The 22733-nt window shown below is 76.1% G+C and carries 19 protein-coding genes; 13 read left to right on the forward strand and 6 right to left on the reverse strand.

What is annotated here, in order from left to right:
- The 4 genes from WDV06_RS19475 to WDV06_RS19490 all read left to right on the forward strand — a co-directional run.
- Positions 1-1613: acyltransferase domain-containing protein (locus WDV06_RS19475; RefSeq protein ID WP_395511039.1), on the forward strand; the 1613-nt coding region annotated here is incomplete at its 5' end.
- Between the two features lie 14 nt (positions 1614-1627).
- Positions 1628-2275, forward strand: a complete 648-nt coding sequence (locus WDV06_RS19480) for a 4'-phosphopantetheinyl transferase family protein (protein WP_395511040.1) — start codon at positions 1628-1630, stop codon at positions 2273-2275.
- A gap of 98 nt (positions 2276-2373) precedes the next feature.
- A complete protein-coding gene (locus WDV06_RS19485; protein WP_395511041.1) occupies positions 2374-4341 on the forward strand; it encodes an ATP-binding SpoIIE family protein phosphatase in 1968 nt (655 codons plus the stop codon).
- A gap of 196 nt (positions 4342-4537) precedes the next feature.
- A complete protein-coding gene (locus WDV06_RS19490) occupies positions 4538-4774 on the forward strand; it encodes a response regulator transcription factor (RefSeq protein ID WP_395511042.1) in 237 nt (78 codons plus the stop codon).
- A 33-nt stretch (positions 4775-4807) separates the two neighbouring features.
- On the opposite strand, the gene WDV06_RS19495 is transcribed toward WDV06_RS19490, so the two are convergent.
- The 5 genes from WDV06_RS19495 to WDV06_RS19515 form a co-directional block, all read right to left on the reverse strand.
- Positions 4808-5854 carry a serine/threonine-protein kinase gene (locus tag WDV06_RS19495; protein WP_395511043.1) on the reverse strand — a complete coding sequence of 349 codons (1047 nt, stop codon included), beginning with the start codon at positions 5852-5854 and terminating at the stop codon, positions 4808-4810.
- A gap of 184 nt (positions 5855-6038) precedes the next feature.
- A complete protein-coding gene (locus WDV06_RS19500) occupies positions 6039-6614 on the reverse strand; it encodes a hypothetical protein (protein WP_395511044.1) in 576 nt (191 codons plus the stop codon).
- Between the two features lie 141 nt (positions 6615-6755).
- Entirely contained in the window at positions 6756-7226 is a 471-nt protein-coding gene (locus tag WDV06_RS19505; protein ID WP_395511045.1) for a hypothetical protein, read from the reverse strand.
- Between the two features lie 112 nt (positions 7227-7338).
- Positions 7339-7932 (reverse strand): hypothetical protein, encoded by a 594-nt coding sequence (locus tag WDV06_RS19510; protein ID WP_395511046.1) that lies wholly within the window; start codon positions 7930-7932, stop codon positions 7339-7341.
- Between the two features lie 231 nt (positions 7933-8163).
- The gene (locus WDV06_RS19515) at positions 8164-9297 is read right to left on the reverse strand and encodes a PP2C family protein-serine/threonine phosphatase (protein WP_395511047.1); all 1134 of its coding nucleotides are present in this window, start codon (positions 9295-9297) and stop codon (positions 8164-8166) included.
- 143 nt (positions 9298-9440) lie between these two features.
- On the opposite strand from WDV06_RS19515, the gene WDV06_RS19520 reads away from it, so the two are divergent.
- The 9 genes from WDV06_RS19520 (at position 9441) to WDV06_RS19560 (ending at position 19814) form a co-directional block, all read left to right on the forward strand.
- Complete coding sequence (locus WDV06_RS19520) at positions 9441-10376, forward strand: cyclase family protein (protein WP_395511048.1); 936 nt, start codon at positions 9441-9443, stop codon at positions 10374-10376.
- Positions 10377-10476: 100 nt separating this feature from the next.
- On the forward strand, positions 10477-13194 hold the full coding sequence (locus tag WDV06_RS19525) for a SpoIIE family protein phosphatase (RefSeq protein WP_395511049.1): 2718 nt from the start codon (positions 10477-10479) through the stop codon (positions 13192-13194).
- 96 nt (positions 13195-13290) lie between these two features.
- Complete coding sequence (locus WDV06_RS19530; protein ID WP_395511050.1) at positions 13291-14847, forward strand: sugar ABC transporter ATP-binding protein; 1557 nt, start codon at positions 13291-13293, stop codon at positions 14845-14847.
- Positions 14844-15893 carry an ABC transporter permease gene (locus WDV06_RS19535; protein ID WP_395511051.1) on the forward strand — a complete coding sequence of 350 codons (1050 nt, stop codon included), beginning with the start codon at positions 14844-14846 and terminating at the stop codon, positions 15891-15893. The genes WDV06_RS19530 and WDV06_RS19535 overlap by 4 nt, the downstream gene beginning before the upstream one ends.
- A gap of 11 nt (positions 15894-15904) precedes the next feature.
- On the forward strand, positions 15905-17050 hold the full coding sequence (locus WDV06_RS19540) for a substrate-binding domain-containing protein (protein WP_395511052.1): 1146 nt from the start codon (positions 15905-15907) through the stop codon (positions 17048-17050).
- 104 nt (positions 17051-17154) lie between these two features.
- Positions 17155-17901, forward strand: coding sequence for an HNH endonuclease family protein (locus WDV06_RS19545; protein WP_395511053.1), 747 nt, complete (start codon positions 17155-17157; stop codon positions 17899-17901).
- Positions 17898-18188 carry a hypothetical protein gene (locus tag WDV06_RS19550; RefSeq protein WP_395511054.1) on the forward strand — a complete coding sequence of 97 codons (291 nt, stop codon included), beginning with the start codon at positions 17898-17900 and terminating at the stop codon, positions 18186-18188. Before WDV06_RS19545 ends, WDV06_RS19550 begins: the two co-directional genes overlap by 4 nt.
- Before the next feature lie 119 nt (positions 18189-18307).
- Positions 18308-18718, forward strand: a complete 411-nt coding sequence (locus WDV06_RS19555) for a rodlin (RefSeq protein WP_395511055.1) — start codon at positions 18308-18310, stop codon at positions 18716-18718.
- A gap of 175 nt (positions 18719-18893) precedes the next feature.
- Positions 18894-19814, forward strand: a complete 921-nt coding sequence (locus WDV06_RS19560) for a glycoside hydrolase family 19 protein (protein WP_395511056.1) — start codon at positions 18894-18896, stop codon at positions 19812-19814.
- Between the two features lie 32 nt (positions 19815-19846).
- Here the strand turns inward: WDV06_RS19560 and WDV06_RS19565 are convergent, their stop codons facing one another.
- Positions 19847-22612 (reverse strand): AAA family ATPase, encoded by a 2766-nt coding sequence (locus WDV06_RS19565; protein WP_395511057.1) that lies wholly within the window; start codon positions 22610-22612, stop codon positions 19847-19849.
- Between the last annotated feature and the right edge of the window lie 121 nt (positions 22613-22733).

The raw sequence follows: 22733 nt of genomic DNA on the forward strand, positions 1-22733 counted from the left end.
GGCCCGTACCGGCCGCCGCCCGCCCGCCGGTACGGGAGGCCGGCGGCTCCGCGCCCCGGCCGCCGCAGCTGGTCCTGCTCTCGGCGGACTCGATGGGGCTGCTGGAGCGGTACGCCGCGGACGTGCTCGACGCCCTCGACGCCCTGGACCCGGCGGACCGGCCGACGGTCGGGGCACTGGCCCACACGCTGGGCGGGCGGGCCCCGCTGAAGGCGCGGCTCGCGATCGTGGCCACCGGTACGGAGGAGTTCACCGGGCGGCTGCGCCGGGCCGTGCGGCAGCTGGAGGACGGCGCCCGGGGCGACCTCGGCGACGACGCCTTCGCCGCCGAGGCCCCGCTGCCGTGGGCGCGGCGCCGCATCGCCCTCCTCTACCCCGGCCAGGGCAGCCGGGGTACGGGCATGATGCGGGAGCTCTACGAGGGGTACGCCGGGTTCCGTACGGCCGCCGACGCCTTGGGAGCCGTGGCCGGACCGGACACGGCCGCCCTGCTGTCCGGGACGGCCGGGGCCGGGAACCAGGGGCTGCCCCCCGCCGCCGAGGGGTGCCGGCCGCTGCTCGGTGCCGTCCTCCAGCTCGCCGCCACCCGCCTCCTGGCCGACTGCGGCGTCACCCCGGACCTCACCCTCGGCCACGGCGTCGGGGAGTTCGCGGCGGCCGCCGCGGCGGGGGCACTGACCGGCGAGGACACCGTACGCCTGCTGGCCGGGCGGGGTGCGGCCCTGCGGCGGGCGCTGGAGAGCGGGCCGCCCGGCGGGATGCTCGCCGTACAGACGGACGAGGAGACCTGCCGACGGCTGGTCGAGGGAGTCGACGGGGTGTGGCCCGCCTGCTTCAACGAGCAGCGGCAGATCGTGGTCAGCGGCACCGCGGAGGGCCTCGCGGCCCTGCGGCGGGCCTGCGCCGCGGCCGGGGTGGTCACGGCGGTGCTGGAGGCGGCGGGGCCCTTCCACTCCCCGCTGCTGGCCCCGGCCGAGGAGGGGGTGCGCGCGGTCCTCGCCGGGCTGCGGGTCGCCGCTCCCGTACTGCCGTTCGTCTCGTCGGTGGACGCCGGGCTCTGCGCGGACCCCGCCGCGCTGCGGGAGCTGTGGGCCCGGCACGCGTGCGCTCCGGTCCGCTTCGGTGACGCCGTCCGCGCCGCCTACGGGGCGGGGGCCCGCGTCTTCCTCCAGGTGAACGGGGGCGGTTCGCTGCTCACCGCGGTCCGTCGCACCCTCTACCACCGTGACGACGTGCACCTCTTCGCCGCCGACGACCCGGCGGGGAGCGACGGGCGCGGCCTCGTCCGGACCCTGGCCCGGCTCGCGGTCCTGGGGGCACCGGTCGACCCGCGGGGCCTGGTCCCCGCCGAGGACCGCCGGCTGGTGGACCTGGTGGGCGCCCTGCCGTGCCGGGCCCCCGCCCCGGCCGCCCCGCCCGCGGGGCTCCCGGCGGACGCCGACATCCACGAACTGCTTCGGCTGGTCCACCACCAGGCCGCTCTCCTGGCCCACCTCACCACCGCCCTCCCGTCCCCCGCCCCGGCCGAGGCCCCGGCCCCCCGGGCGCCTCGGCCCCGGGAGACGGCCGACCCCGCCGGAGGGTCCGCTACGGCCCACCCGGCCGCCGGCTGACCGGGGAGCCCGTCATGGATCCGCTCTTCCGGCCTCTGGCACCGGGTTTCGTCCACCACTGGGGCGGCGCCGGGCTCCTCGTGGCCCGCCGCGCCGACCTCACCCACCTGCCGCTGCGCCTCTCGCCCGCCGAACAGCGGGTGGCCCGCACGCTGCCCGCCGGGCGGCGGTCCGGGTGGATGGCGGGCCGGCTGCTCGCCAAGCGGCTGGCGGGTGAACTCGTCGGGGCACCGTCGCGGGAGGTGGAGGTCCTCCCCCGGGAGGACGGCAGCCCGCAGCTCCTCGTCGGCGGCCGCCCGCTGTCCTCCCTGCACGTCTCCATCAGCCACGCCCCCGGTCACACGGCCGCGGCCCTGGCGCCGGGGCCCGTGGGCGTGGACGTGTGCGAGACCGCCTCGGCCGCCGCCGTACGCCGCGCCGCGGACCACGCCTTCTCCCCCGCGGAGCTCTCCCTCCTCGGCGCCGGCCGGGCCGATGCCCTGGCCGGGGCCTGGGCGCTGAAGGAGGCCGCCGTCAAGGCCGACCGCGGCGGGGTCCCCGGCACGGCTCCCCGCCGGATCCCGCTCCTCGGCCTGCGGCCGCCGGCGCTCGGCGGTCCGCGCCGGGCGATGGCCTGGCAGAGCGGGGACGCGGTCGTGGCCCTGGTCCTCGCGCACCCGTGACCGGCGGACGGAGCACTGCGTTGGTGCTCGCCGCCCCGCCGGATCATGCTTGTCAGTGGAGCACCCTGGCCGGACTAGCGAGGGCGAGATGAGCGGCGATGGCGCAACTTCCCACCTTTCCCGGTGACCGGCCGCAGCGGACGGACACCTCGGGCGGGGCGGCGTACACCGCCACGGCCACGATCGGCGACGACGGCGTCGTGACCGAGTGGGGCGAGGCCGCCCGCCGGCTCCTCGGCTACGCGCCCTCCGAGGTCGTGGGGCAGCCCGCCGCCCGGCTGCTGGCCGACGGCGTGGCGGCCGGGCGGGACATCGGGCCGGGGCAGGACCGGTGGAGCGGCACGGTGGCGCTGCGGCACCGGGACGGCCGGCGCGTGGAGGTGCCGCTGCTCGCGCACCGGTGGACGTCGACGGGCGGGACCGTCAAATGGACCGTGGTGTCCGCCGTGCCGGGGCCGGCCGACCAGCCGTGGGACACGCCCCTGAACGAGTGGGCGTTCGCCCAGTCCCCCTGCTTCCTGGCGGTCTTCGACGCCGACCTCCGGCTGCTGCGGGCGAACGCCAACATGCAGCGGACGCTCTCCCTCTCGGAGGAGGAGATGCGCGGGCTGCGCCTGCCGGAGATCGCCCCCGACCCGGTGAGCGACGAGACGGAGCGCAGGATGCGCCTGGTCGTGGAGACGGGCGAGCCCCAGCAGCTGAGCGCCTTCGCCCCCCGGGCGGGTCAGGGCCCCGGTCAGGGCTGGGAGACGTCGCTGGCCCCGCTGCGCGACCGGGAGGGCCGGGTGCGGGCGGTGTGCCTGGCCGCGCACGACCGCAGCGGCGTCGAGGGCCATCCGCACCCCGAGCACCTGCGGCTGGCCGAGGAGTTCACGGCCAGGCCGGCCGGGGAGGCCGGGGAAGCCGGGGAGGGGCACGGGCCCGCCCGGGAGCACCGCGAGCACACCACCACCATGACGCTCCAGCGCAGCCTCCTCCCGCACACGCTGCCCCAGCAGGGGGCGCTGGAGATCGCCTCCCGCTACCTGCCGGCCGGGGGTGAGGCCGGGGTGGGCGGGGACTGGTTCGACGTGATCCCGCTGTCCGGGGCGCGCGTGGCGCTGGTCGTGGGGGACGTCGTCGGCCACGGCATCCGCGCGTCCGCGACCATGGGCCGGCTGCGCACCGCCGTGCGCACCCTGGCGGATGTGGACCTGCCGCCCGACGAGCTGCTCACCCACCTCGACGACCTGATCATCCACCTGTCCGCCGACGAGGCCGACCCGGACGTGCCCGAGGAATCGGCCGGGGGCATCGGCACGACCTGCCTGTACGTGGTCTACGACCCGGTCATCCGCCGGTGCACCGTGGCCCGGGCGGGCCACCCGCCGCCGGCCGTGGTGTCCCCGGAGGGCTCGGTGTACCTGCTCGACGTGCCCGCGGGCCCGCCCCTGGGCCTGGGGGGCCTGCCGTTCGAGACCGTCGAGGTCGACCTGCCCGAGGGCAGTCTCCTCGCCCTGTACACCGACGGCCTGCTCCAGGCCCGCGAGCACGACCTCGACGAGGCCCTGGACAGCCTGTTCACCGCCCTGACCCGGCCGGCGTCGAGCCTGGACACGGTCTGCGACCGGGTGCTGACGGCCCTGCTGACCCACCGTCCCGAGGACGACGTGGCCCTGCTGGTCGCCCGGACCCGGGCGCTGCACACCGACAAGGTGGTGGTCTGGGACCTGCCGTCCGATCCCTCGGTCGTGGCCGACGCCCGCCGGTACACCACCGAGCAGTTGTCCGCGTGGGACCTGGACGAGGCCTCGTTCGTGGCCGAGCTGGTGGTGAGCGAGCTGGTCACCAACGCCATCCGCTACGGCGCGCCGCCCATCCAGCTGCGGCTGATCCACGAGAACGACACGCTGATCTGCGAAGTCTCCGACGCGAGCAGTACCGCCCCGCACATGCGGCGCGCCCGGACCTTCGACGAGGGCGGGCGGGGCCTGCTGCTGGTGGCGCAGCTGGCGCAGCGCTGGGGGACCCGGCACGCGCCCACGGGCAAGACCATCTGGGCCGAGCAGTCCCTCGTGGGGTTCTGAGGGGGCGGGGCCGGGGGCGCCGGGTTCCGTGCTCCGGTTCCCTGTGACGCCCCTGTGACAGTCGACGGACAACTCCATGAAATGGCGCCCGCAAGCTCTTTATCAGGGACATACAGCGACATTCCGATATATGTCCCTCTGCTTCCAAGGGTGTGAGCAGCAGCGATGACCGAGCCGACACGGCGGAGGAAATCCCATGAGCCTCACCCTCGTCATGGAGCACGTCGAAGCCCCCTCGACCGCAGCCTCTCTGGCCCCGCGTGAGCAGGAGGCGCTGCGCCACATCGCCGCCGGGTGCACCTACCTGCAGGCCGCCCGCAACATGGGTCTCTCCAAGCACACCGTCGACGCCTACCTGCGCCGCATCCGCGCCAAGTTCGGCGTCAACACCACGGCGGAGCTGACCCGCCTCGCCATCTCGATGGGGCTCTGAGGAGGCCACCGGCCCCCGGCCCCGCTCCCGGCCCTACGGCCCGTACGGCACCGCGCCGTGCGGGCCGTCGTGCTGCGTGCGGGTGAGGAAGACCGGCAGGGCCCAGGCGGGGGGCTCCTGCGGCGGCTCGGGGATCACCGAGACCTCGGTGGGCGGGTGGGAGGCCCCCGCCTGCGGCTCCGCGCGGCGGGCGACCGCTCCCGTGGCGGCGCGCAGGGCGGCGACGAACTCCAGGCAGGTGCCGTAGCGGTCCTCGGGCACCTTCGCGAGCCCCTTGGCCAGCACCGCGTCGGCGGCGGGCGCGATGTCGGGCCGCTTCTCGCTGAGCAGCGGCGGCGGATCGTACTGGTGCGCCCACAACAGGGCGGTCGGTTCGGTGTCGCGGCCGAACGGCGGGCCTCCGGCGAGGGTCTCGTAGACCACGCAGGCGAGGCTGTACAGGTCGCACCGGCCGTCGACCGGGCGGCCGGAGATCTGCTCGGGGGCCATGTAGTCCACCGTGCCGACGAACTCGCCGGCGGTGGTGAACCCGGTGGGCGACAGCACCTTCTTCGTGAGTCCGAAGTCGGTGAGGTAGATGTGCTCGGGGTGGTCGCTGTCGGTGCCCGCGGCGACGAGGACGTTGCCGGGCTTGACGTCCCGGTGGACGAGGTCGTGGTCGTGGGCCGCGTCGAGCGCGGAGGCCACCTGGCCGGCGATGCGCAGGGCGGTGGTGACGGGGAGCGGGCCCTCCCGGTCCAGCAGGGCGCGCAGGTCCAGGCCCGAGACGTAGCGCATGGCGATGTAGAGGACCCCGTCGGTCTCGCCGGCTTCGAAGACCGGCACGATGTGGGGGTGGTCGATGGACGCGGCCACCCGTGACTCGTGGGTGAAGCGGCGCCGGAAGGTCTCGTCCCGGGCGCGTTCGGGGGCGATCAGCTTGAGGGCGACCGTGCGGTCCAGGCGCAGGTCCCTGGCCTGGTAGACGACGGCCATGCCGCCGCGGCCGATCAGCCGTTCGACCAGGTAGCCCGCGATCTGCCGGCCGATGAGGCCGGAGGCCCGGCCCGCGTACAGGTGCAGATTGGATGCCGTGCCCATCAGGCGCCGCCCTCACCCGGCCGCCGCGGACGCGCAGGGGCGCGGCGGGCCGCTCGTCGCTCATCGAAAGTCTATCCAGTGATCCACAGGGGTGCCCCTCGCCCGCGGCGGGGGCCCCGGACGCGCGGGACGCCCTCCGGGGCGGGTCGCTCCGGAGGGCGCTGCGGCGGGGTCGCGCCGGGGGTCAGTCGGAGCCGCCGTCGCCGCCGCGGCCGCCGGCCCCGCTGGTCTCGCAGCCGACGCCGACGCAGATTCCGCCGTCACCGCCCCGGCCGCCGTCGCCGCCGTCGCCGCCGGGCTGCGCGGCTCCGCCGTTGCCGCCCTTGCCGCCGTTGGCGCTGCCGTTGCAGACGCCGGCGCAGACGCCGCCCTTGCCGCCGTTGGACCCGTTGCCGCCGGCCGTGCCGTCGGTGCCGTCGCCGCCGTTGGCGCTGCCGTTGCAGAGGCCGGCGCAGACGCCGCCGTTGCTGCCGTTGGTGCCGTTGACGGTTCCGTTGCAGCGGCCGGCGCAGACGTTGTCGCCGACGCGGACGCTTCCGTGGCCGATCGTGACCCCGCCGGAGCCGCCACTGCCGCCGATGAACTTGCCGAGCCCGTTGCCGGAGCCGGAGCCGGAGCCGTGGTGGCCGGTGAGGGCCTGGGCGGTCTGGCCGGCCGGGGCGGCCGGGGCCGCGGAGGCGATCGGCGCGAGGGCGCCGGCACCGAGCAGGGCGGTCGAGACGACGAGACCGAGACGCAGCTTCCAAGGACGTACACGCATGGCTCTTCTTCCTTGCCGGGAATTGTTTCCACTACGGTCGGGAATTCGGGGGGTTCTCTTCGGATGCGCGGGGGCGCCCCGGCCTCTTTCGGGTCCGGGGTGCCCGGGAGCCTTTCGGTCTCGGCTCGGCCGCCTCGCCTGTCAGCCGGCGGTGCCGCTCATCAGGGCGAACCAGTCTCCGTCGAGGTACTGCTTCTTCCAGGTGTCGATCTGCTCGGTGGTGATCTTGTACTTGTCGGCGATCCTGTCCTTCATCTCCTTGGAGTCGTCGGCGGCCATCACCGTGAGCACGATGCGCACCTTGTCCACCACGGTGAGCTCCGACTTGGGCTTGTCGGGCAGGTCGGCGAAGCCGAGGCACGCCGTCCCCCCGGGCTTGCCGGGCTCGCCCGGCTGACCGGGCTGACCGCCCTTGCCGCCCTCGCCGCCCTTGCCGCCTTCGCCTCCGGCGCCGCCCAGGGTGCAGTTCGAGGCCTGGAGGGCGGGGGCCGACGCGCTGGCGGCCGCCGGGGTGTGGGACACCGCCGCCTGCGCGGCGCAGGCCGTGCCGGTGACCAGGGCCAGGGAGGCCGCGGCCAGGATGAGCGGACGCTGGAAGGGGATCGTGAACATGGGGGTTTCTCCGTTTCAGAGAACGTTCGTGTCAGAGGAGGGAGGGGTCGAGCGGGTGGGGCGGGGTGGGGTGGAGGCCCGAGGGCCTCCACCCCGTCATGCCGGGCGCCGGTCAGAAGATGCTGCCGCCACCGGCACCGCCGCCGCCGCCGAGGCCGCCGAAGATGCCGAGGCCGCCCTTGCCGCCCTTGCCGCCGTCGCCGCCCTGGAGGACGCCGAACCCGCCGCCGCCACCCTTGCCGCCGTTGCCGCCCTTGAGGACGCCGTCGCCGCCGCCACCGCCGCCGCCGCCGTTCCCGCCGAAGAGGCCGGAGCCGCCCTTGCCGCCGGAGCCGCCGTTACCGCCGATGAAGCCGTCGCCGCCACCGCCGCCACCGCCGCCGCCACCGCCGGAGAGGATGCCGTTGCCGCCGTTGCCGCCCTTGCCGCCGTCACCGCCGGTGCCGAAGACGCTGCCGCCACCGGAGCCGCCGGAGCCGCCGCCGCCGCCGATCAGGCCGCCGCCGCCGTCGCCGCCGTCCCCGCCCTTGCCGCCGCCGTGGGGAAGGGCGGTGACCACGTGGGCCGGAGCGGGAGCCGCCATGGCCGCCGAGGCCGGGAGGGCGACGCCTCCGGTGACGATGGCCGCCGCGGCCGCCAGGGTCGCGAGGCGCAGGCCCCGGCGCTGCGGGCGGACGGTCCCGGTGGTGTCAAACTTGCGGTTCATGACTTTCTCCTGACTGTGCCTGATATCTATTGGGGTTGCCCCGGTATTCCGAGGCGGTGCGGTGAGGAGAATCGATCCGGAATTCCTCCGTGGGATTCGGTGGACTTCCTTCTCTTTTCCGTTTCCTCGTTTCCTTTCCGCACCTCAAGTAAGCCCCGGCGGGCAGGGTCGGGTCACGTTCCGGAAAGTCGGGACTTGACAGCGCCGGGTACGGCGGATAAAAGCCGGCCCTCAGCTGATCCGGTCGACCACGACGACCGCCACGTCGTCGCCCAGCGGACCGCACGCATGACGCACCAGGGCCTGGCGCAGCCCCTCCAGGAAGGCCTGCCGGGTGCGGCCGTGGAGCGCCTCCATGGCCGCGGCCAGGTCGAAGAAGGCGTCGTTCCCGTCTCGGGCCTCGATGATCCCGTCGGTGTGCAGCAGCAGCCGGTCCCCGGGGGCGAACGGGAAGGTGTCGGTCCTCCCGGGGGGACCGGTGATGAACTCCTCCAGTCCGAGCGGCGGCAGCGGGAGCCCGGGCAGCAGGGGGCGGACCACACCGTCGCGCAGCAGCAGCGGGGGCGGGTGGCCCCGGTTGACGACCTGGACGTGGGGACCGTCGGGGATCTGGGCCACCAGCGCGGTCACGAACCCCTCCACGAGGCCCTCGTCGCCCGCGGCCAGGCCCGCGCCCGGGGTGGCCGCGTCCCGGCGCAGGGCGGCGCCGCAGTGCTCGACGACCCCGACCAGGTCGTCCTCGTAGTGCACGGACTCCCGGAAGGCGCCCAGGACGACGGCGGCCGCGCGCACGGCAGGGAGGCCCTTGCCGCGGACGTCACCGACGATCAGCCGGATCCCGTAGCGGGTCTGCACCGCGTCGTAGAGGTCGCCGCCGATCTGCGCGCCCGCCTCGGCCGCCAGGTACATGCTGGCGGCCCGTACGGGGCCGAGGCGGGCCGGTACGGGCCGCAGCAGGACCTCCTGCGCGGCCTCGGCGATCCGGCGGACCTGGCCGAGCTCGCTGTCCCGGCGGTCGCGGGCGGCGCGGCTGGTGATGACGCTGGCGGCCGCCACCAGGAAGAGGGCGAGGAGGTTCGTGTAGACCTGCCGGCCGCCCCAGGCGTCGTTGTAGGTGGCGGTGGCGACGCTGACGCACAGGGCCAGCCCGGCCGCCGCGAGCGTGCCCCCGGGGCCCATGGTCACCGCCGCCAGGGCGGGGGTCGCGACCAGCAGGGGGCCGGTGTAGACGACGTGGGCGGGCGTGAACTCGACGAGGAGCACGACGAGGGCGATCGCGAAGGGAAGGGCCTGCGCGAGGGTGAAGAGGACCTGGTGGTGGCCGCCGGCTCCCGGTCCGGAGAGCGAGCGCGGGGGCGCTCTCATGAGTCCAGCCTGCCCCGCCCGGGCGTACGGCCGCCACCTCGCCCGGCGCGTCGCCCGCGGCCGCCCTCCGGGGTCCCGCCGGAGCGGGTAGGGATGCGGGGACCGGCCGCCCGCCGGCCCGCCGCCACCCCCGGAGCACCCCCATGAGCAGCGATCCCGGCCCGGTCCCCCGGGTCTCCCGTCAGGAGTTCGACGCCCTCTTCGCCGAGGTCCGCACCTGGGGCCGCTGGGAGCCGGCCGACCGGGGCGCCTGGAACCGGGTCACCCCGGAGCACGTCCGCCGGGCGGCCGCCCTGGTCCGCGACGGCACGGCGGTCCCCCTCGGCCGGCCGTGGGACACCCGCCCCGGCCCCGACAACCCCCGGCCGGCCCTGCACCACATGACCGACCTGGGCGACGTCGAGCCCCCCGAGCCGTCCGCACACAAGGACTTCCTCGGCGCCGACTACCACGGCAAGGCCGTCAGCCATCTGGACGCGCTGTCGCACATCGCCTACCGGGGGAGGCTCTACGGCGGCCGGCCGGCCCGCGGCGCCGTCGGCGCGGGCGGCGCCCGCTTCGGCTCGGTCGCCGCCCTGGGTCCGCTCGTCACGAAGGGGGTGCTCCTGGACCTGCCGGCCGTGCTCGGGACCGGCTGGCTGGAGCCGGGGCGGGCGGTCCGTGCCGCGGACGTGCTGGAGGCGGAGCGGGCGCTCGGCACCGTGATCGACGAGGGCTGCGCGGTACTGCTGCGCACGGGCCGGTTCCGGCGCCGCCGCGAGCTGGGCCCGTGGGACCTCGACGCGGCGAGCGCGGGTTTCCACGTGGACGCGGTGCCCCTGCTGGCCGGCCGGGGGGTCGCCCTGCTCGGGGCCGACGGGGACGGCGACCTGCGCCCCTCGCCGGTCGAGGGCCTGCACTCCCCCGTGCACACCCTCGCCATCGCGGCCATGGGGGTGCCCCTGCTGGACAACCTGGACCTGGAGGGGCTGTCCACGGCGTGCGCGGGGGCCGGACGCCACACGTTCATGCTCGTGGTGGCGCCGCTGGACGTCCCCGGCGGGACGGGGTCCCCGGTCAATCCGGTCGCCGTCCTATGAAGCGATAAATCACCCGGAATATACTCGAAAAGCCTGATTCAACGTTCATCACGGCGCTCATCCCGACGGCCGGGCGCACCGGCAAGGGGAAGTGATGCAGATGGCGGTCACGGGAGACCAGACCGGCCCCGCGCGCTCCCGTGAGCGGTTCCTGGAGGGCGAGCCGGCGGGGGCCGGGGTCCGCGGCCCCATCCTGGACTCCTGGCTGCGCTGCCGGCTCCTGGGGCTCTCCCCCGACCGGGCCGAGCTGCCCTACCGGGACGACTTCGACCCGGACAGCCGGCTCGTACGGGCCGCCGCACCGGTCCTCGACGAGCTCCAGCACCGGTTCTCCGGCAGCCGGATGAACATCTCGGTCGCCGACGCGGACGGCACCGTGCTGCAACGCCGCTTCGGCGAACCCTCCCTGGCCCGGAGCCTGCCCCCGATCCAGACCGTTCCCGGCTTCGTCTTCGCCGAGCGGTACGGCGGCACCAACGGCATCGGTCTCGCGCTGGCCGAACGGCGCCCCGTCCAGGTCTACCGGGCCGAGCACTTCGCCGAGCGCGCCCAGTCCAACGCCTGCTGCGCCGCCCCCATCCGCGACCAGCTCAGCGGGCACATCGTCGGGGTGCTCTGCTTCGGGTACCCGTACACCTTCGAGCACCCGGACCTGGCCGCCCTGCTCGGCCGTGCGGTCGGCACGATCGAGCGGCGCCTGATGGCGCAGAGCTCCGAGCGGGAGCGCGGGCTGCTGCACACCTACCTCGACGCCCAGCGCGGCGCCGCCGGGAACGGGACGTCCGGGGAGGGCCCGCGCGCCGGTGTCCGGACGGCCGGCCCCGACGGCCAGGAGTGGCTCGCCGGCCCCGGCCTCGCCCTGGCCCCGCACGACCGGGCGGTCCTCTCGGAGCGGGCGGCCGAGCTGATCTCCTCGGCCCGCCGGGGCGCCTTCGGCGTGGCCCTCCCCCACGGCGGCGAGGCCACCCTGCTCAGCCGTCCCGTCACCAGCGGCACCGGGGTACGGGGCATGGTCGTCGAGGCCGTCATAGGCGGCGACGAGCCCGCCGCCCACCGCCCGCAGCAGCCTCCCGGCCCGCCGCCCCGGCCGCCCGGCGCCGTCCGCGGACTGGTGATGGTCGGCGAGCCCGAGGTGGGCAGGTACGCCGTCGAGGCGCGGCGGCGGCTGGAGCTGCTGGCCGAGGCCAGCAGTCTCATCGGCACCACCCTGGACGTGGGCCGCACCGCGCGGGAGCTCGCCGAGGCGGCGGTCCCGCGCCTGGCCGACTACGTCACCGTCGACCTGCCCGAGGCCGTCCTGCGCGGTGAGGAGTCGGCCCGCCCCGGAGCCGAACTGCACCGCACCGTGGTGCACGGCATCCGCGACGACTGCCCCTTCTACCCCGCCGGGCAGCAGGTCGAGCTCCTCGCGGGCACCCCGCAGATGCGCTGCCTGTCCGGCGGCCAGGCCGTCCTGGAGCCCGAGCTCGGTTCGGCGGCGGGCTTCATCGCCCAGGACCCCGAACGGGCCCGCAGGCTCCTGGCACACGGCCTGCACTCCCTCGTCGTCGTCCCGCTGCTCGCCCGCGGGGTGCTGCTGGGCATCGCGAGCTTCTACCGGTCGCAGGACCCGGCCCCCTTCGGGGACGACGACTGCCGGCTGGCCCAGGAGCTCGCGGCCCGCGCCGCCCTCTGCATCGACAACGCCCGCCGCTACACCCGGGAGCACAACCTGGCCCTGGCCCTCCAGCGCAGCCTGCTGCCGCGCGACCTGCCCGAGCAGGGCGCCGTCGAGGTGGCGCACCGCTACCTGCCCGCCGAGTCCGGCGTCGGCGGCGACTGGTTCGACGTCATCCCGCTCTCCGGCGCCCGCGTCGCCCTGCTCGTCGGCGACGTCGTCGGGCACGGGCTGCACGCCGCCGCGACGATGGGGCGGCTGCGGACCGCCGCGCGCAATTTCGCCGAGCTGGAACTCGCGCCCGACGAACTCCTCACCCACCTCGACAACCTCCTCGTCCGCCTCGACCGGGAGGAGGGCGGCGGCGACGCCGGGGGCAGCACGGGCATCGTCGGCGCGACCTGCCTGTACGCCGTCTACGACCCCACCACCCGGCTGTGCACCATGGCCCGGGCCGGCCACCTCCCGCCCGCCGTGGCCCACCCGGACGGCCGCGTGACCTTCGCCGACCTGCCCGCCGGCCCCCCGCTGGGCCTGGGCGGGCTGCCGTTCGAGACCGCCGAGATCGAGCTGCCCGAGGACGGCACGCTGGTCCTCTACACCGACGGGCTCGTCGAGGACCGCCACGGTGACATCGACGTCGCCCTCGACCGGCTGCGGCGCGTCCTCGCCCATCCGGGGCGGGGCCCCGAGGAGACCTGCCGGGCCGTGATGGACGCGATGGCCCCCGAGCACCCCGAGGACGACATCGCCCTCCTGGTCGCCCGCGCCCGCACCGTGCCCGCCGGCCGGATCGCCGCCTGGGAGCTGCCGGCCGATCCGGCGAAGGTCTGCGACATCCGCGCCGCAGCGACCCGGCGGCTGGCCGAGTGGGGGCTGGAGGAGCTCGCCTTCGCCGCCGAACTGCTGCTGAGCGAGCTGGTCACCAACGCGATCCGCTACGGGGGCGAGCCGATCCAGGTCCGCCTCATCCACGACCGCACGCTGATCTGCGAGGTCTCCGACGGCGGCAGCACCGCCCCGCACCTGCGGCGGGCCGCCAGCACGGACGAGGGCGGCCGCGGCCTGTTCCTCGTCGCGCAGCTGGCCCAGGCCTGGGGCACCCGCTACACCCCCCGGGGCAAGGTGATCTGGGCCGAATGCGCCCTGGACGCGGCCTGACGTCCGTCGTAGCCGGGATCGGGCCCCGGTGGCCAGTAGCATCCCCCTGTCCCGCCCTCCCGCGCGGGGGATCCGAGGCCGGCCCCGGAGACGTGCGTGCATGACGCCCCTGACGAGTACGACGCCCCACCGGGCCCGGACGCGGAGCCGCTCGTGCGGATCCGGGGGCTGCGCAAACGGTTCGGCGGCACCCTCGCCCTGGACGGGGTGGACCTGGACCTGCACGGCGGCGGCGTCCTCGCCCTCCTCGGCCCCAACGGCGCCGGCAAGTCCACGCTCATCCAGGTGCTCGCCGGGGTGCACCGGCCCGACGCGGGCGAGGTGACCGTCGCCGGCCACCCGCTCGGCTCCGCGGCCGCGTCCGGGGCGATGTCGTTCATCCACCAGGACCCGGGCCTGGTCGACTGGATGACCGTCGCCGAGAACGTCGCCCTGGGCACCGGCTACCCGCGCCGCCACGGGCTGATCTCCTGGCGGCGGACCCGGGAGCGGTGCGCAGGGGCGATGGCGGCCATCGCCGGCCACCTGGACGCCGACGCCCGCGTCGGGGACCTCGCCCCCGCCGAGCGATCCCTGGTCGCCATCGCCCGGGCCCTCGCCCGGCACACCCGGCTCCTCGTCCTGGACGAGCCGACCGCCACCCTCCCCGCCGCCGACTGCGCCCGGCTCTTCGAGGTCCTGCACGCCCTGCGCGACCGGGGCCACGGCGTCCTGTACGTCACCCACCGGCTGGACGAGGTGTACCGGGTCGCCGACGCCTTCGCGGTCCTGCGCGACGGCCGGGTGGCGGCCCGGGGTGCCGTGGCCGGGTACGACCCCGGCCGCCTGGTCCGCGACATCACGGGCGGCGCCCCGGCCGGGCCCGTCCGCCCGGCCCCCGCGCGCCCCGGGCCGGGGCGCCCTCCCGTCCTGCGCCTCGACGCCGTGACCACGGCGGGCTGCGGTCCCGTCAGCCTGGGGCTGGCGCCCGGGGAGATCCTGGGCCTGGTGGGACTGACCGGCGCCGGCCACATGCAGCTGGGCCGCGCCCTCGCCGGCGTACTGCCGACGTCCGGCGGCCGGGTGCTGCTCGACGGACGCCCGTACCGCCCGCGCGGTGCCGCCGGCGCCGTGCGCCGGGGCGTCGGCTTCGTGGCCGCCGACCGCCGGGCGGAGGGCTGCGCCCCCGATCTGACGGTCCGCGAGAACCTGCTGGCCAATCCGCGGGCGGCGGGGGTGCCGGCGTGGCGGGTGCTCGGGACCCGGCGCGAACGGCGCGAGGCGGCCGCCCTGGCCGAACGGTTCTCGGTGCGCCCCCGGGACACCGAGGTCCCGGTCGCCACCCTGTCGGGCGGCAACCAGCAGAAGGTGGTCCTGGCCCGGTGGCTGCGCGGGCGGCCGCGGCTGCTGGTCCTGGAGGAGCCGACCGCGAGCGTGGACGTCGGCGCCAAGGCGGCGGTCCACCGGATGCTCGACGGGGCGGCCGCCGGGGGGACGGGCGTCCTGCTGGTCTCCACCGACTTCGAGGAGGTCGCGGACCTGTGCCGGCGCGCGCTGGTCTTCGTCCGCGGGTCGGTGGCGGCCGAACTGTCCGGTGCCCGGCTGACCCCGGCCGAACTGACCCGCACCGCCTCGGCGATGCCCCCCGTCACCGGACCCGCGGGGGCCCCGTGAGCCGCTGGTCCGCGCGCGGGCACCTCGTCGGCGGCTACGGCCTGCCGGTCCTGGCCCTGCTGCTGTTCCTGGCGTTCTCCCTCGCCCTTCCGGACACCTTCCCCACACGGGACAACGTGTCCGCGATCCTGTCCAACCAGGCGATCCCGGCCCTCCTCGCGCTCGGGGCGACGGTCCCCATCGCCACCGGCAGGTTCGACCTGTCCCTCGGCTACGGGCTCGGCCTGGCCCACGTGGTGGTGCTGCTCCTGATCGTCGACACGGCGACGCCCTGGCCGCTCGCCTGCCTGGCCGTGATCGCGGGCGGGGGCCTGGCCGGCGCCGTGAACGGGTTCATCGTCGAGTTCGCCCGCATCGACTCCTTCATCGCCACGCTCGGCACCGGCAGCATCATGTACGCCCTCACCGGCTGGCTGACCGGCGGCGGCCGGATCATGCCCGGCCCGCAGGGGCTGCCGTCCTCCTTCACCGCCCTCTACGACGCCGAGTTCCTCGGGCTGCCGCTGCCGGCCTTCTACGTCCTGGCCGCCACCGCGGTCCTGTGGGTGGTGCTGGAGCGGCTGCCCTTCGGCCGGTACCTGTACGTCATCGGCTCCAACTCCCGGGCGGCGGCCGTCCTCGGTATCCCGACCCGCCGGTACTCGGTGGCGGCGTTCGCCACGTCGGGCCTGTTCACGGGGGGCTGCGGGGTCCTGCTCGCCGCCCAGCAGCAGATCGGGAACCCCAGCGTCGGCCTGGACTACCTGCTGCCCGCCTTCGTCGGCGCACTGCTGGGCTCCACCACCGTCACGCCCGGCCGCGCCAACGCGCCCGGGACCCTGGTGGCCGTCGCGGTGCTGGCCGTCGGGCTGGCCGGGATCGGCCAGCTGGGCGCCGACTTCTGGGCCACCCCGCTGTTCAACGGCGCCACCCTGCTGGTGGCGGTGGGCCTGGCCGGCTACGCGGCCCGGCGTCGGCTGCGGGTCCGGCCCACGGCGGACGGGCCGTCCTCCCCCGCCGACGGCCCGCCCCGGCCACCCGTGCACCAGCCGCCCGCGCACCCCTGATCAGGAGCACCGTGGACCCGTACCGCAAGCACCTCCTCGCCGCCGCGGTCCTGTGCGCGGCCGTGTCCCCCCTCGCCGCGGGCTGCGGGGGCGGCGGCCCCGCGCACCCCACGCCGCCGGCCCGGGCAGCCGGCTGCCCGGCCGCGCTCGCGCAGGCGAGACAGGCCGTCGAGCGGGCCGAGGCGACCCGGACCGCCTGGAACGGCCCCACCACCGGTCCGGCGGCCGTCCCCGGCAAAACGCTCGTCTACGTCGCCCAGACGATGACCAACCCGGGGGTCGCCGGGGTCGCCGCGGGACTCCGGGAGGCCGCGGCGGCGATCGGCTGGCAGGTCCGGGTGATCGACGGGGAGGGCACCCCCGCCGGCATCCAGGCCGCGATGGGCCAGGCGGTCGCCCTCAGGCCGGCGGGCATCGTCATCGGCGGTTTCGACCCGCGGCTGACGGCGCAGCAGACACGGCGCGCGCAGTCCCAGGGCATCGTGCTGGTCGGCTGGCACGCGGTCGGCTCCCCGGGCCCGAGCACGGACCCCCCTCTCTTCACCAACATCACGACGAAGGTCGAGGAGGTGGCGGGGATCAGTGCGGACTGGGTCATCGCCCGCTCGGGCGGATCCGCGGGGGTGGTCCTGTTCACCGACGACTCCATCCCTTTCGCCCGCACCAAGGGCGAGCTGATCCGGCGCCGTCTCGCCGGCTGCGGCGGCACGGTCCTGCTCGCCGAGGAGAACATCCCCATCTCCGACGCCGGCCAGCGCGTCCCGCAGGAGGTCTCCTCCCTCCTGTCCCGGTTCGGGGACCGCTGGACCGACTCGGTCGCCATCAACGACCTGTACTTCGCCGACGCCGCCCCGGCCCTGCGCGCCGCCGGACGGCCGGGCGAGGGCCCGCCGTACAACATCGGCGCGGGCGACGGCGACCCGTCCGCCTTCCAGCGCGTCAACACCCGCGCCTTCCAGGCGGCCACGGTCCCCGAACCGCTGTCCCAGCAGGGCTGGCAGGCCGTCGACGAGTTCAACCGCGCCTTCGCCGGGCGGCCCGCGAGCGGTTACGTCGCCCCGGTCCACGTGGCGACGGCGCACAACAGCGGCGGGGCGACGTCCTGGAACCCCGAGGGCTACCGGGAGGCGTACCGGAGGATCTGGCACGTGGAGTGACGCGGGGCCCCGACCAGGGGCCGGTGCGTGGTTGGTTGTCCGGTTATGGGTAGTCTTCCCGGGTCGGTGTGCGCGGAGTTCCGTCAGGACGGGGTGGGGTCGTCATGGGTCGTCAGACAGGGGTGCGCGCCGGCGCGGTGGCCGCCGTGCTGCTGCTCGGGCTGAGCGGGTGCGGCGGGCCGGGGGGGTCCGGCGACCGGAAGTCCCCGGGCGGGCCGGCCGCGAGCGCGAGCACCGCCCCCTCCGTTCCGGCGTCCGCGCCGCCGGCCGGTGACGCGAAGCCGGCGTCCGGGGATGTGCTGCCGGGCATGGTCGACGCCGCCGCGGCGCGGGCCCGGCTGGCGGCGCTGACCACGGGCAAACCCGGCACGATGGCCGGGTACAGCCGTGACAAGTTCACGCACTGGGCCGAGCAGGGCAACAAGTGCGACACCCGCGAGGTGGTCCTCAAGCGCGACGGGGGCGACGTCACCCAGGACTCCGAGTGCCGGGCCGTGTCGGGCCGCTGGAAGAGCCTGTACGACGGCGTCGTCGTCACCGAGCCGGGGAAGCTGGACATCGACCACATGGTCCCGCTCGCCGAGGCCTGGCGCTCCGGCGCCTCCGGATGGGACGCCGCGCGGCGGAAGTCCTTCGCCAACGACCTGACGCGGCCGCAGCTGCTGGCGGTCTCGGCCGCCTCCAACCGGTCCAAGGGCGACCAGAGCCCCGACCTGTGGCAGCCGCCGGACAAGTCGAGCTGGTGCCAGTACGGGCGCGCCTGGACCACCGTCAAATCCCACTACGGGCTGACCGTCACCGAAGCCGAGAGGGCCATGCTCACCACCATGATCGACACCTGCGCCGCATGACCGGCCCGCGGCAGTACCAGTGGCAGGACGAGGTCCTCGCCGGCCCCGGCGGGGCCATGACCGACGAGGTCGGCGTCATCACCGGCTCGCTGACGCTGCGCACCACCGGCGGCCCCGACGGGAAGGTCCGCTTCGCGGTGCAGTACACGGACGCGGACGAGTGGTACACCCTCACCGGCAGCCCGGTGACGCACGGCGACCCGTACGCGCTCCACACCGCGGCGCTCCGCGCGATCCGCGCGGGGGGCGGGGCCGAGGCGCCCGCGGGACCCGCGGGACCCGCCTGAGCAGCGGTGGCGGACGGATCGTTGGGCCGGTCGGGTGACGGGCGATAACCCCTGGGTCCGGGCGCAGTTGATCCAAGCGTCCCGCCGGGGACAGCTCATGCGACAGAAGGATCTCCACGATGCTCAAGAAGTTCATGGCCACCGCTGCGGTCACCGCCTCCATCCTGGGCACGGGCGCCCTCGCGGCCTCCCCGGCGATGGCGATCGGCAACGACAACGGCGTCAACACCGTCAACGGCAACGGCGCCCAGCAGATCTACGGCAACCAGGAGACCGCCGGTGCGATGAGCCCGCAGCTCAGCGCCGTCCAGGGTTCGCTGAACAAGCTCTGCGTCGGCCTGCCGGCCAAGGTCAACGTCCAGTCCGTCCTGGCCCTCGTCAACGTCGGCGTCCAGGACATCCCGATCGCGTCCAACCCGCAGAACCAGCAGTGCACCGAGAACTCCACCCAGGCCAAGGGTGACGAGACCCTCTCGCACATCGCCTCCAACATCCCGGTCCTGTCCGGGAACCTGTCGGCCGGCAGCTGATCCAGCGGTCCCGGAGCGGCGTGGCGACGCGGTCGTCACGCCGCTCCGGCGTTTCCCCGTACGGGACTTCGAAGTTTGGTCTAGACCTTGACAGGTCCAGACCATTTCGGTTCAGTGGCGGTACCCGTCGCCCCCCACCCGCGCGACGGACTCCCCCCGCCGAAGGAGCAGTTCCGTGATCCGTGCGCTTCGCCGCCGCGCCCTCTCCCTCGCCACGGCCGCCGCCGCCACCCTCGGGCTCGCCGTCGCCCTGCCCGCCTCCCCCGCCGCCGCGGCCCCTGTCTGCGCCGGCGCCTGGAGTTCCTCCGCCGTCTACACGGGCGGCGCGAACGCCTCGTACGGCGGCCACAACTGGCAGGCCAAGTGGTGGACCCAGGGCGAGACCCCGGGCACCACCGGCCAGTGGGGCGTCTGGTCGGACCAGGGCGCCTGCGGCGGAGGCGGCCAGGACCCCGACCCGGGCCCGGGCGACCCGTCCGGATTCGTGGTCAGCGAGGCCCAGTTCAACCGGATGTTCCCGGACCGGAACCCCTTCTACACCTACGACGGCCTGGTCGCGGCGCTCTCCGCCTACCCCGGCTTCGCCCGTACCGGCGACGACACGGTCAAGCGGCGCGAGGCCGCGGCCTTCCTCGCGAACGTCTCCCACGAGACCGGCGGGCTGGTGTACGTCGTCGAGCAGAACACGGCGAACTACCCGCACTACTGCGACGCCTCCCAGCCCTACGGCTGTCCGGCCGGCCAGGCCGCCTACTACGGCCGCGGCCCCATCCAGCTGTCGTGGAACTTCAACTACAAGGCCGCCGGCGACGCCCTGGGCCTCAACCTCCTCGCCAACCCCTACCTGGTGGAGCGGGACCCGGCCGTCGCCATGAAGACGGCGCTCTGGTACTGGAACACCCAGAACGGCCCGGGCACGATGACGGCGCACGCCGCGATGGTCGACGGAGCGGGCTTCGGCGAGACGATCCGCTCCATCAACGGGGCCCTGGAGTGCAACGGCGGCAATCCGGCACAGGTGCAGAGCCGGGTGGACAAGTACCGGGCCTTCACCGGGCTGCTCGGCGTCACCCCGGGCGACCGGCTGGGCTGCTGACCGGCCGGGGGCGGCCCGCGCGCACGGCCCGCTCAGTGCCCCCGCAGCGCGGTGGCCAGCTGGGCGCGGGAGCGGACGCCGAGCTTCTGGTAGATCCGGGTGAGCCGGGCCTCGACGGTCTTGACGCTGAGGAACAGCTTCGCCGCCGCCTCCTGGTTGCTGGCGCCCCCGCCGACCAGCAGGGCCAGCCGGGCCTCGGCGTCGGTCAGCGCCCCCGCCCCCGGGCGCGGGGCGCCGGCCGCGGGGGCGTCCTCCCGGGCCAGGGCCAGCCAGGGCTCCGCCCCGGCCCGTTCGAACACCTCGGCGGCCTCCCGCAGCGCGGCCCGGGCCGGCGCGCGGCGGCGCCGCCTGCGTTCCACGCGGGCCAGCGCGAGCAGCGTACGGCCCCGTTCCAGGGGCAGGCCGAGGGCCTCGAAGCGCCGGGCGGTGTCCTCCAACAGGGCCACGGCGGATTCCGGTTCGCCCTGCGCCGACAGCGCGAGACCCCGGGCCCGGTCCAGGGCGGCGAGGACCGGGGTCCGGCCCAGGGCGCGGGCGACGGGGGTGACGGAGTCGAGGAGCAGGGTGGCGCCGGCCGGGTCGTCGGCGGCCACCAGGGCCTCGGCGAGCTCTCCGTGCCAGCGCAGGACGGAGGGGTCGACCACCTGCTGGGCCTCCTCCAGCTCGGCGACCCGGCGCAGGGTGGCAACGGCCTTCGCGGCGTCGCCGGTGGCCAGTTCGACCGTGCCGAGGGCGTAGAGGCCCCGCGAGAGGAAGACCTGGTCGTGCTCCTCCTCGGAGGCGCGGATGCCCCGGCGGGCGTAGGCGGCGGCCCGGGCGAAGCTGCCGCCCGCGGCCTCGGCGGTGGCGGCGACGTACCAGGCGGGGCCCGGGGAGAGACCCGCCTCGATGGTGAGTTCCAGGGCGCGGCGGGCGTGCGCGGCACCCGTCACGCAGTGGCCGCGCCGCAGTTCGACCTCGGTGAGGCTGCGCAGCACCTCGAAAACGTCCTCGGCGGAGCCGGTGCGCTGAACGGCGGGCAGCAGGGCCAGGAGCCGGCTGCGGGCGTCGGCCAGCCGGTCGTCGAAGAGGGCGTGCCGGACGGCGAGGTACTGCGGCGCGTTGCGCATGCCGAGGGGGACCTCGGGGGCGGGCAGGGCGAGGGCCTCGGCCAGGATGTCCTCGGCGTCGGGGTCGGCGAGGATGCGGCCCATGCGGGCGCGCACGGTCAGCGCCATGGCCTCGGCGACCTGGTCCCCGCCGGCCTTGGCGAGGGCTCCGGCCTCGGCGGCGGCGTCGCGGGAGCGCACGGGGTCGCCGTCGCTGAGGTTGTGCTTCCAGGCGATCCGCAGCTGGACGGCGGCCAGGAGGGAGGGGTCGTCGGCGGCGTCGGCCTCGGCGCAGGCGAAGGCGAAGGTCTCGTCGAGGGCGGCCAGGGCCTGTCCGGCGGCGTCGATGACGGCGAGCCGGGCCCGGACCCGCTGGGCGGGCGAGGCGTCGCGGGCGAGGACGGCGCGGGTGGCCCGGCGGGCGAGGTCGGCGCGGCCGGCCCAGCCCGCGTCCTCGGCGGCGCCGACGAGGCGGTCGAGTTCCTCGGCGGGCAGGCCGGCGGGGGTGCGTTCGGCGGCGAGCAGCCCGAGTTCGGCGGCCAGGGCGCGCTGGCCGCGGCGGCGGCAGGCGTCGGCCGCCCGGGTGATCTCGGCGGCGAGTTCCGCGTCGGGGGTGTCGACGGCCAGCGCCCGGTGGCGTACGGCCTGGACGGGGTCGTCGACGGCGGCGGCGAGCGCGGCGTGCCCGGCGGAGCGCTCCGGCCAGCCCGCGTCGGCGGCGAGTGCGGTGGGCAGGGCGCCGGCGGTGAAGGCGACGGCGCCGTCCTCGCCGACGGCGACCAGGGCGGCCCGTTCGGCCTCGGCGAGTTCCGCTTCGGCGTCGGGGCGGCCGGCGCGGCGCAGCAGGGCCGTGGTGGGGCGGGTGGCGAGGGCGGCGAGGAGCAGGGTGGGGCGGGTGTGGGCGGGGGCTTCGGCGAGGAGCCGGCGGGCGACCTCGCGGGCCTGGCCGGCGACGGGCAGGGGGTCGGCGTGGTGGGCGCAGCCGCCCTGGCTGCCGGCGGCCTCGGCGAGGGAGTGGCCGAGGGCGAGGGCGAGGCGGGGGTTGCCGCCGCTGGCCTGGTGGATGCGGCCGGCCAGGCGGGCGGGCAGGCCGTGCCGGAGGAGGAGCTCGGCGACCTCGTCGGCGCCGAGCGCGGGAACGTGGACGGCGGGGGTGCCGGGGCCGCAGAGGGCTTCGGCGACGGGGGCGACGCCCCGCCCGCGTTCGACGGCGAGGACCCGTACGCGGGGCGGGGTCAGGCGCAGGGCGAAGCGGAGCAGGTCGGCGCTCTCGGCGTCGAGCCACTGGGCGTTGTCGAGGAGGAGCAGGACGGGGCCGGGGGCGGCCAGGGTGCGCAGGACCTCGACGACGGCCAGGCGCAGCGCGACGTGGTCGCGTCCGGCCCGGGGTGCGTCGGCCTCGCGGCGCAGGAGGGCGATGGCCTCGCGCTGGGGCCCGGCGAGGCGGTCGAGGGCGCAGCCGGGGACGGAGGCGAGGAGGGCGGCGGCCGAGGCCTCGGGTATGTGCCGGTCGGCGGCTTCGGGCGCGAGGCGCAGGACGGTCTCGCGGCGGGCGTCGGCGGCGGCCGCGACGGCGTGGGCGACCTCGCTCTTGCCGGATCCGGCGGGGCCGGTGAGGATGGCGCGGCCGCGCGTGCCGAGGGCGCGGCCGACGGCTTCGATGAGTACGCCGTGTCCGACGTTGGTGTCAGCCTTCGCGGTCGCCGCCACGCACAGCCACCAGCCTTTCGCTCCCCGGTCCGTGCCTTCCTGTGAGACGCGACAATACGAGGTCAGCCCCCCGGCGGACCCGGATTGTGACGCAGAATTCAGTCAGGCGACAGGAATGTCC

It is taken from the genome of Streptomyces racemochromogenes (genome assembly GCF_044129415.1).
In the GTDB taxonomy this organism is placed as follows: Bacteria; Actinomycetota; Actinomycetes; order Streptomycetales; family Streptomycetaceae; genus Streptomyces; species Streptomyces racemochromogenes_A.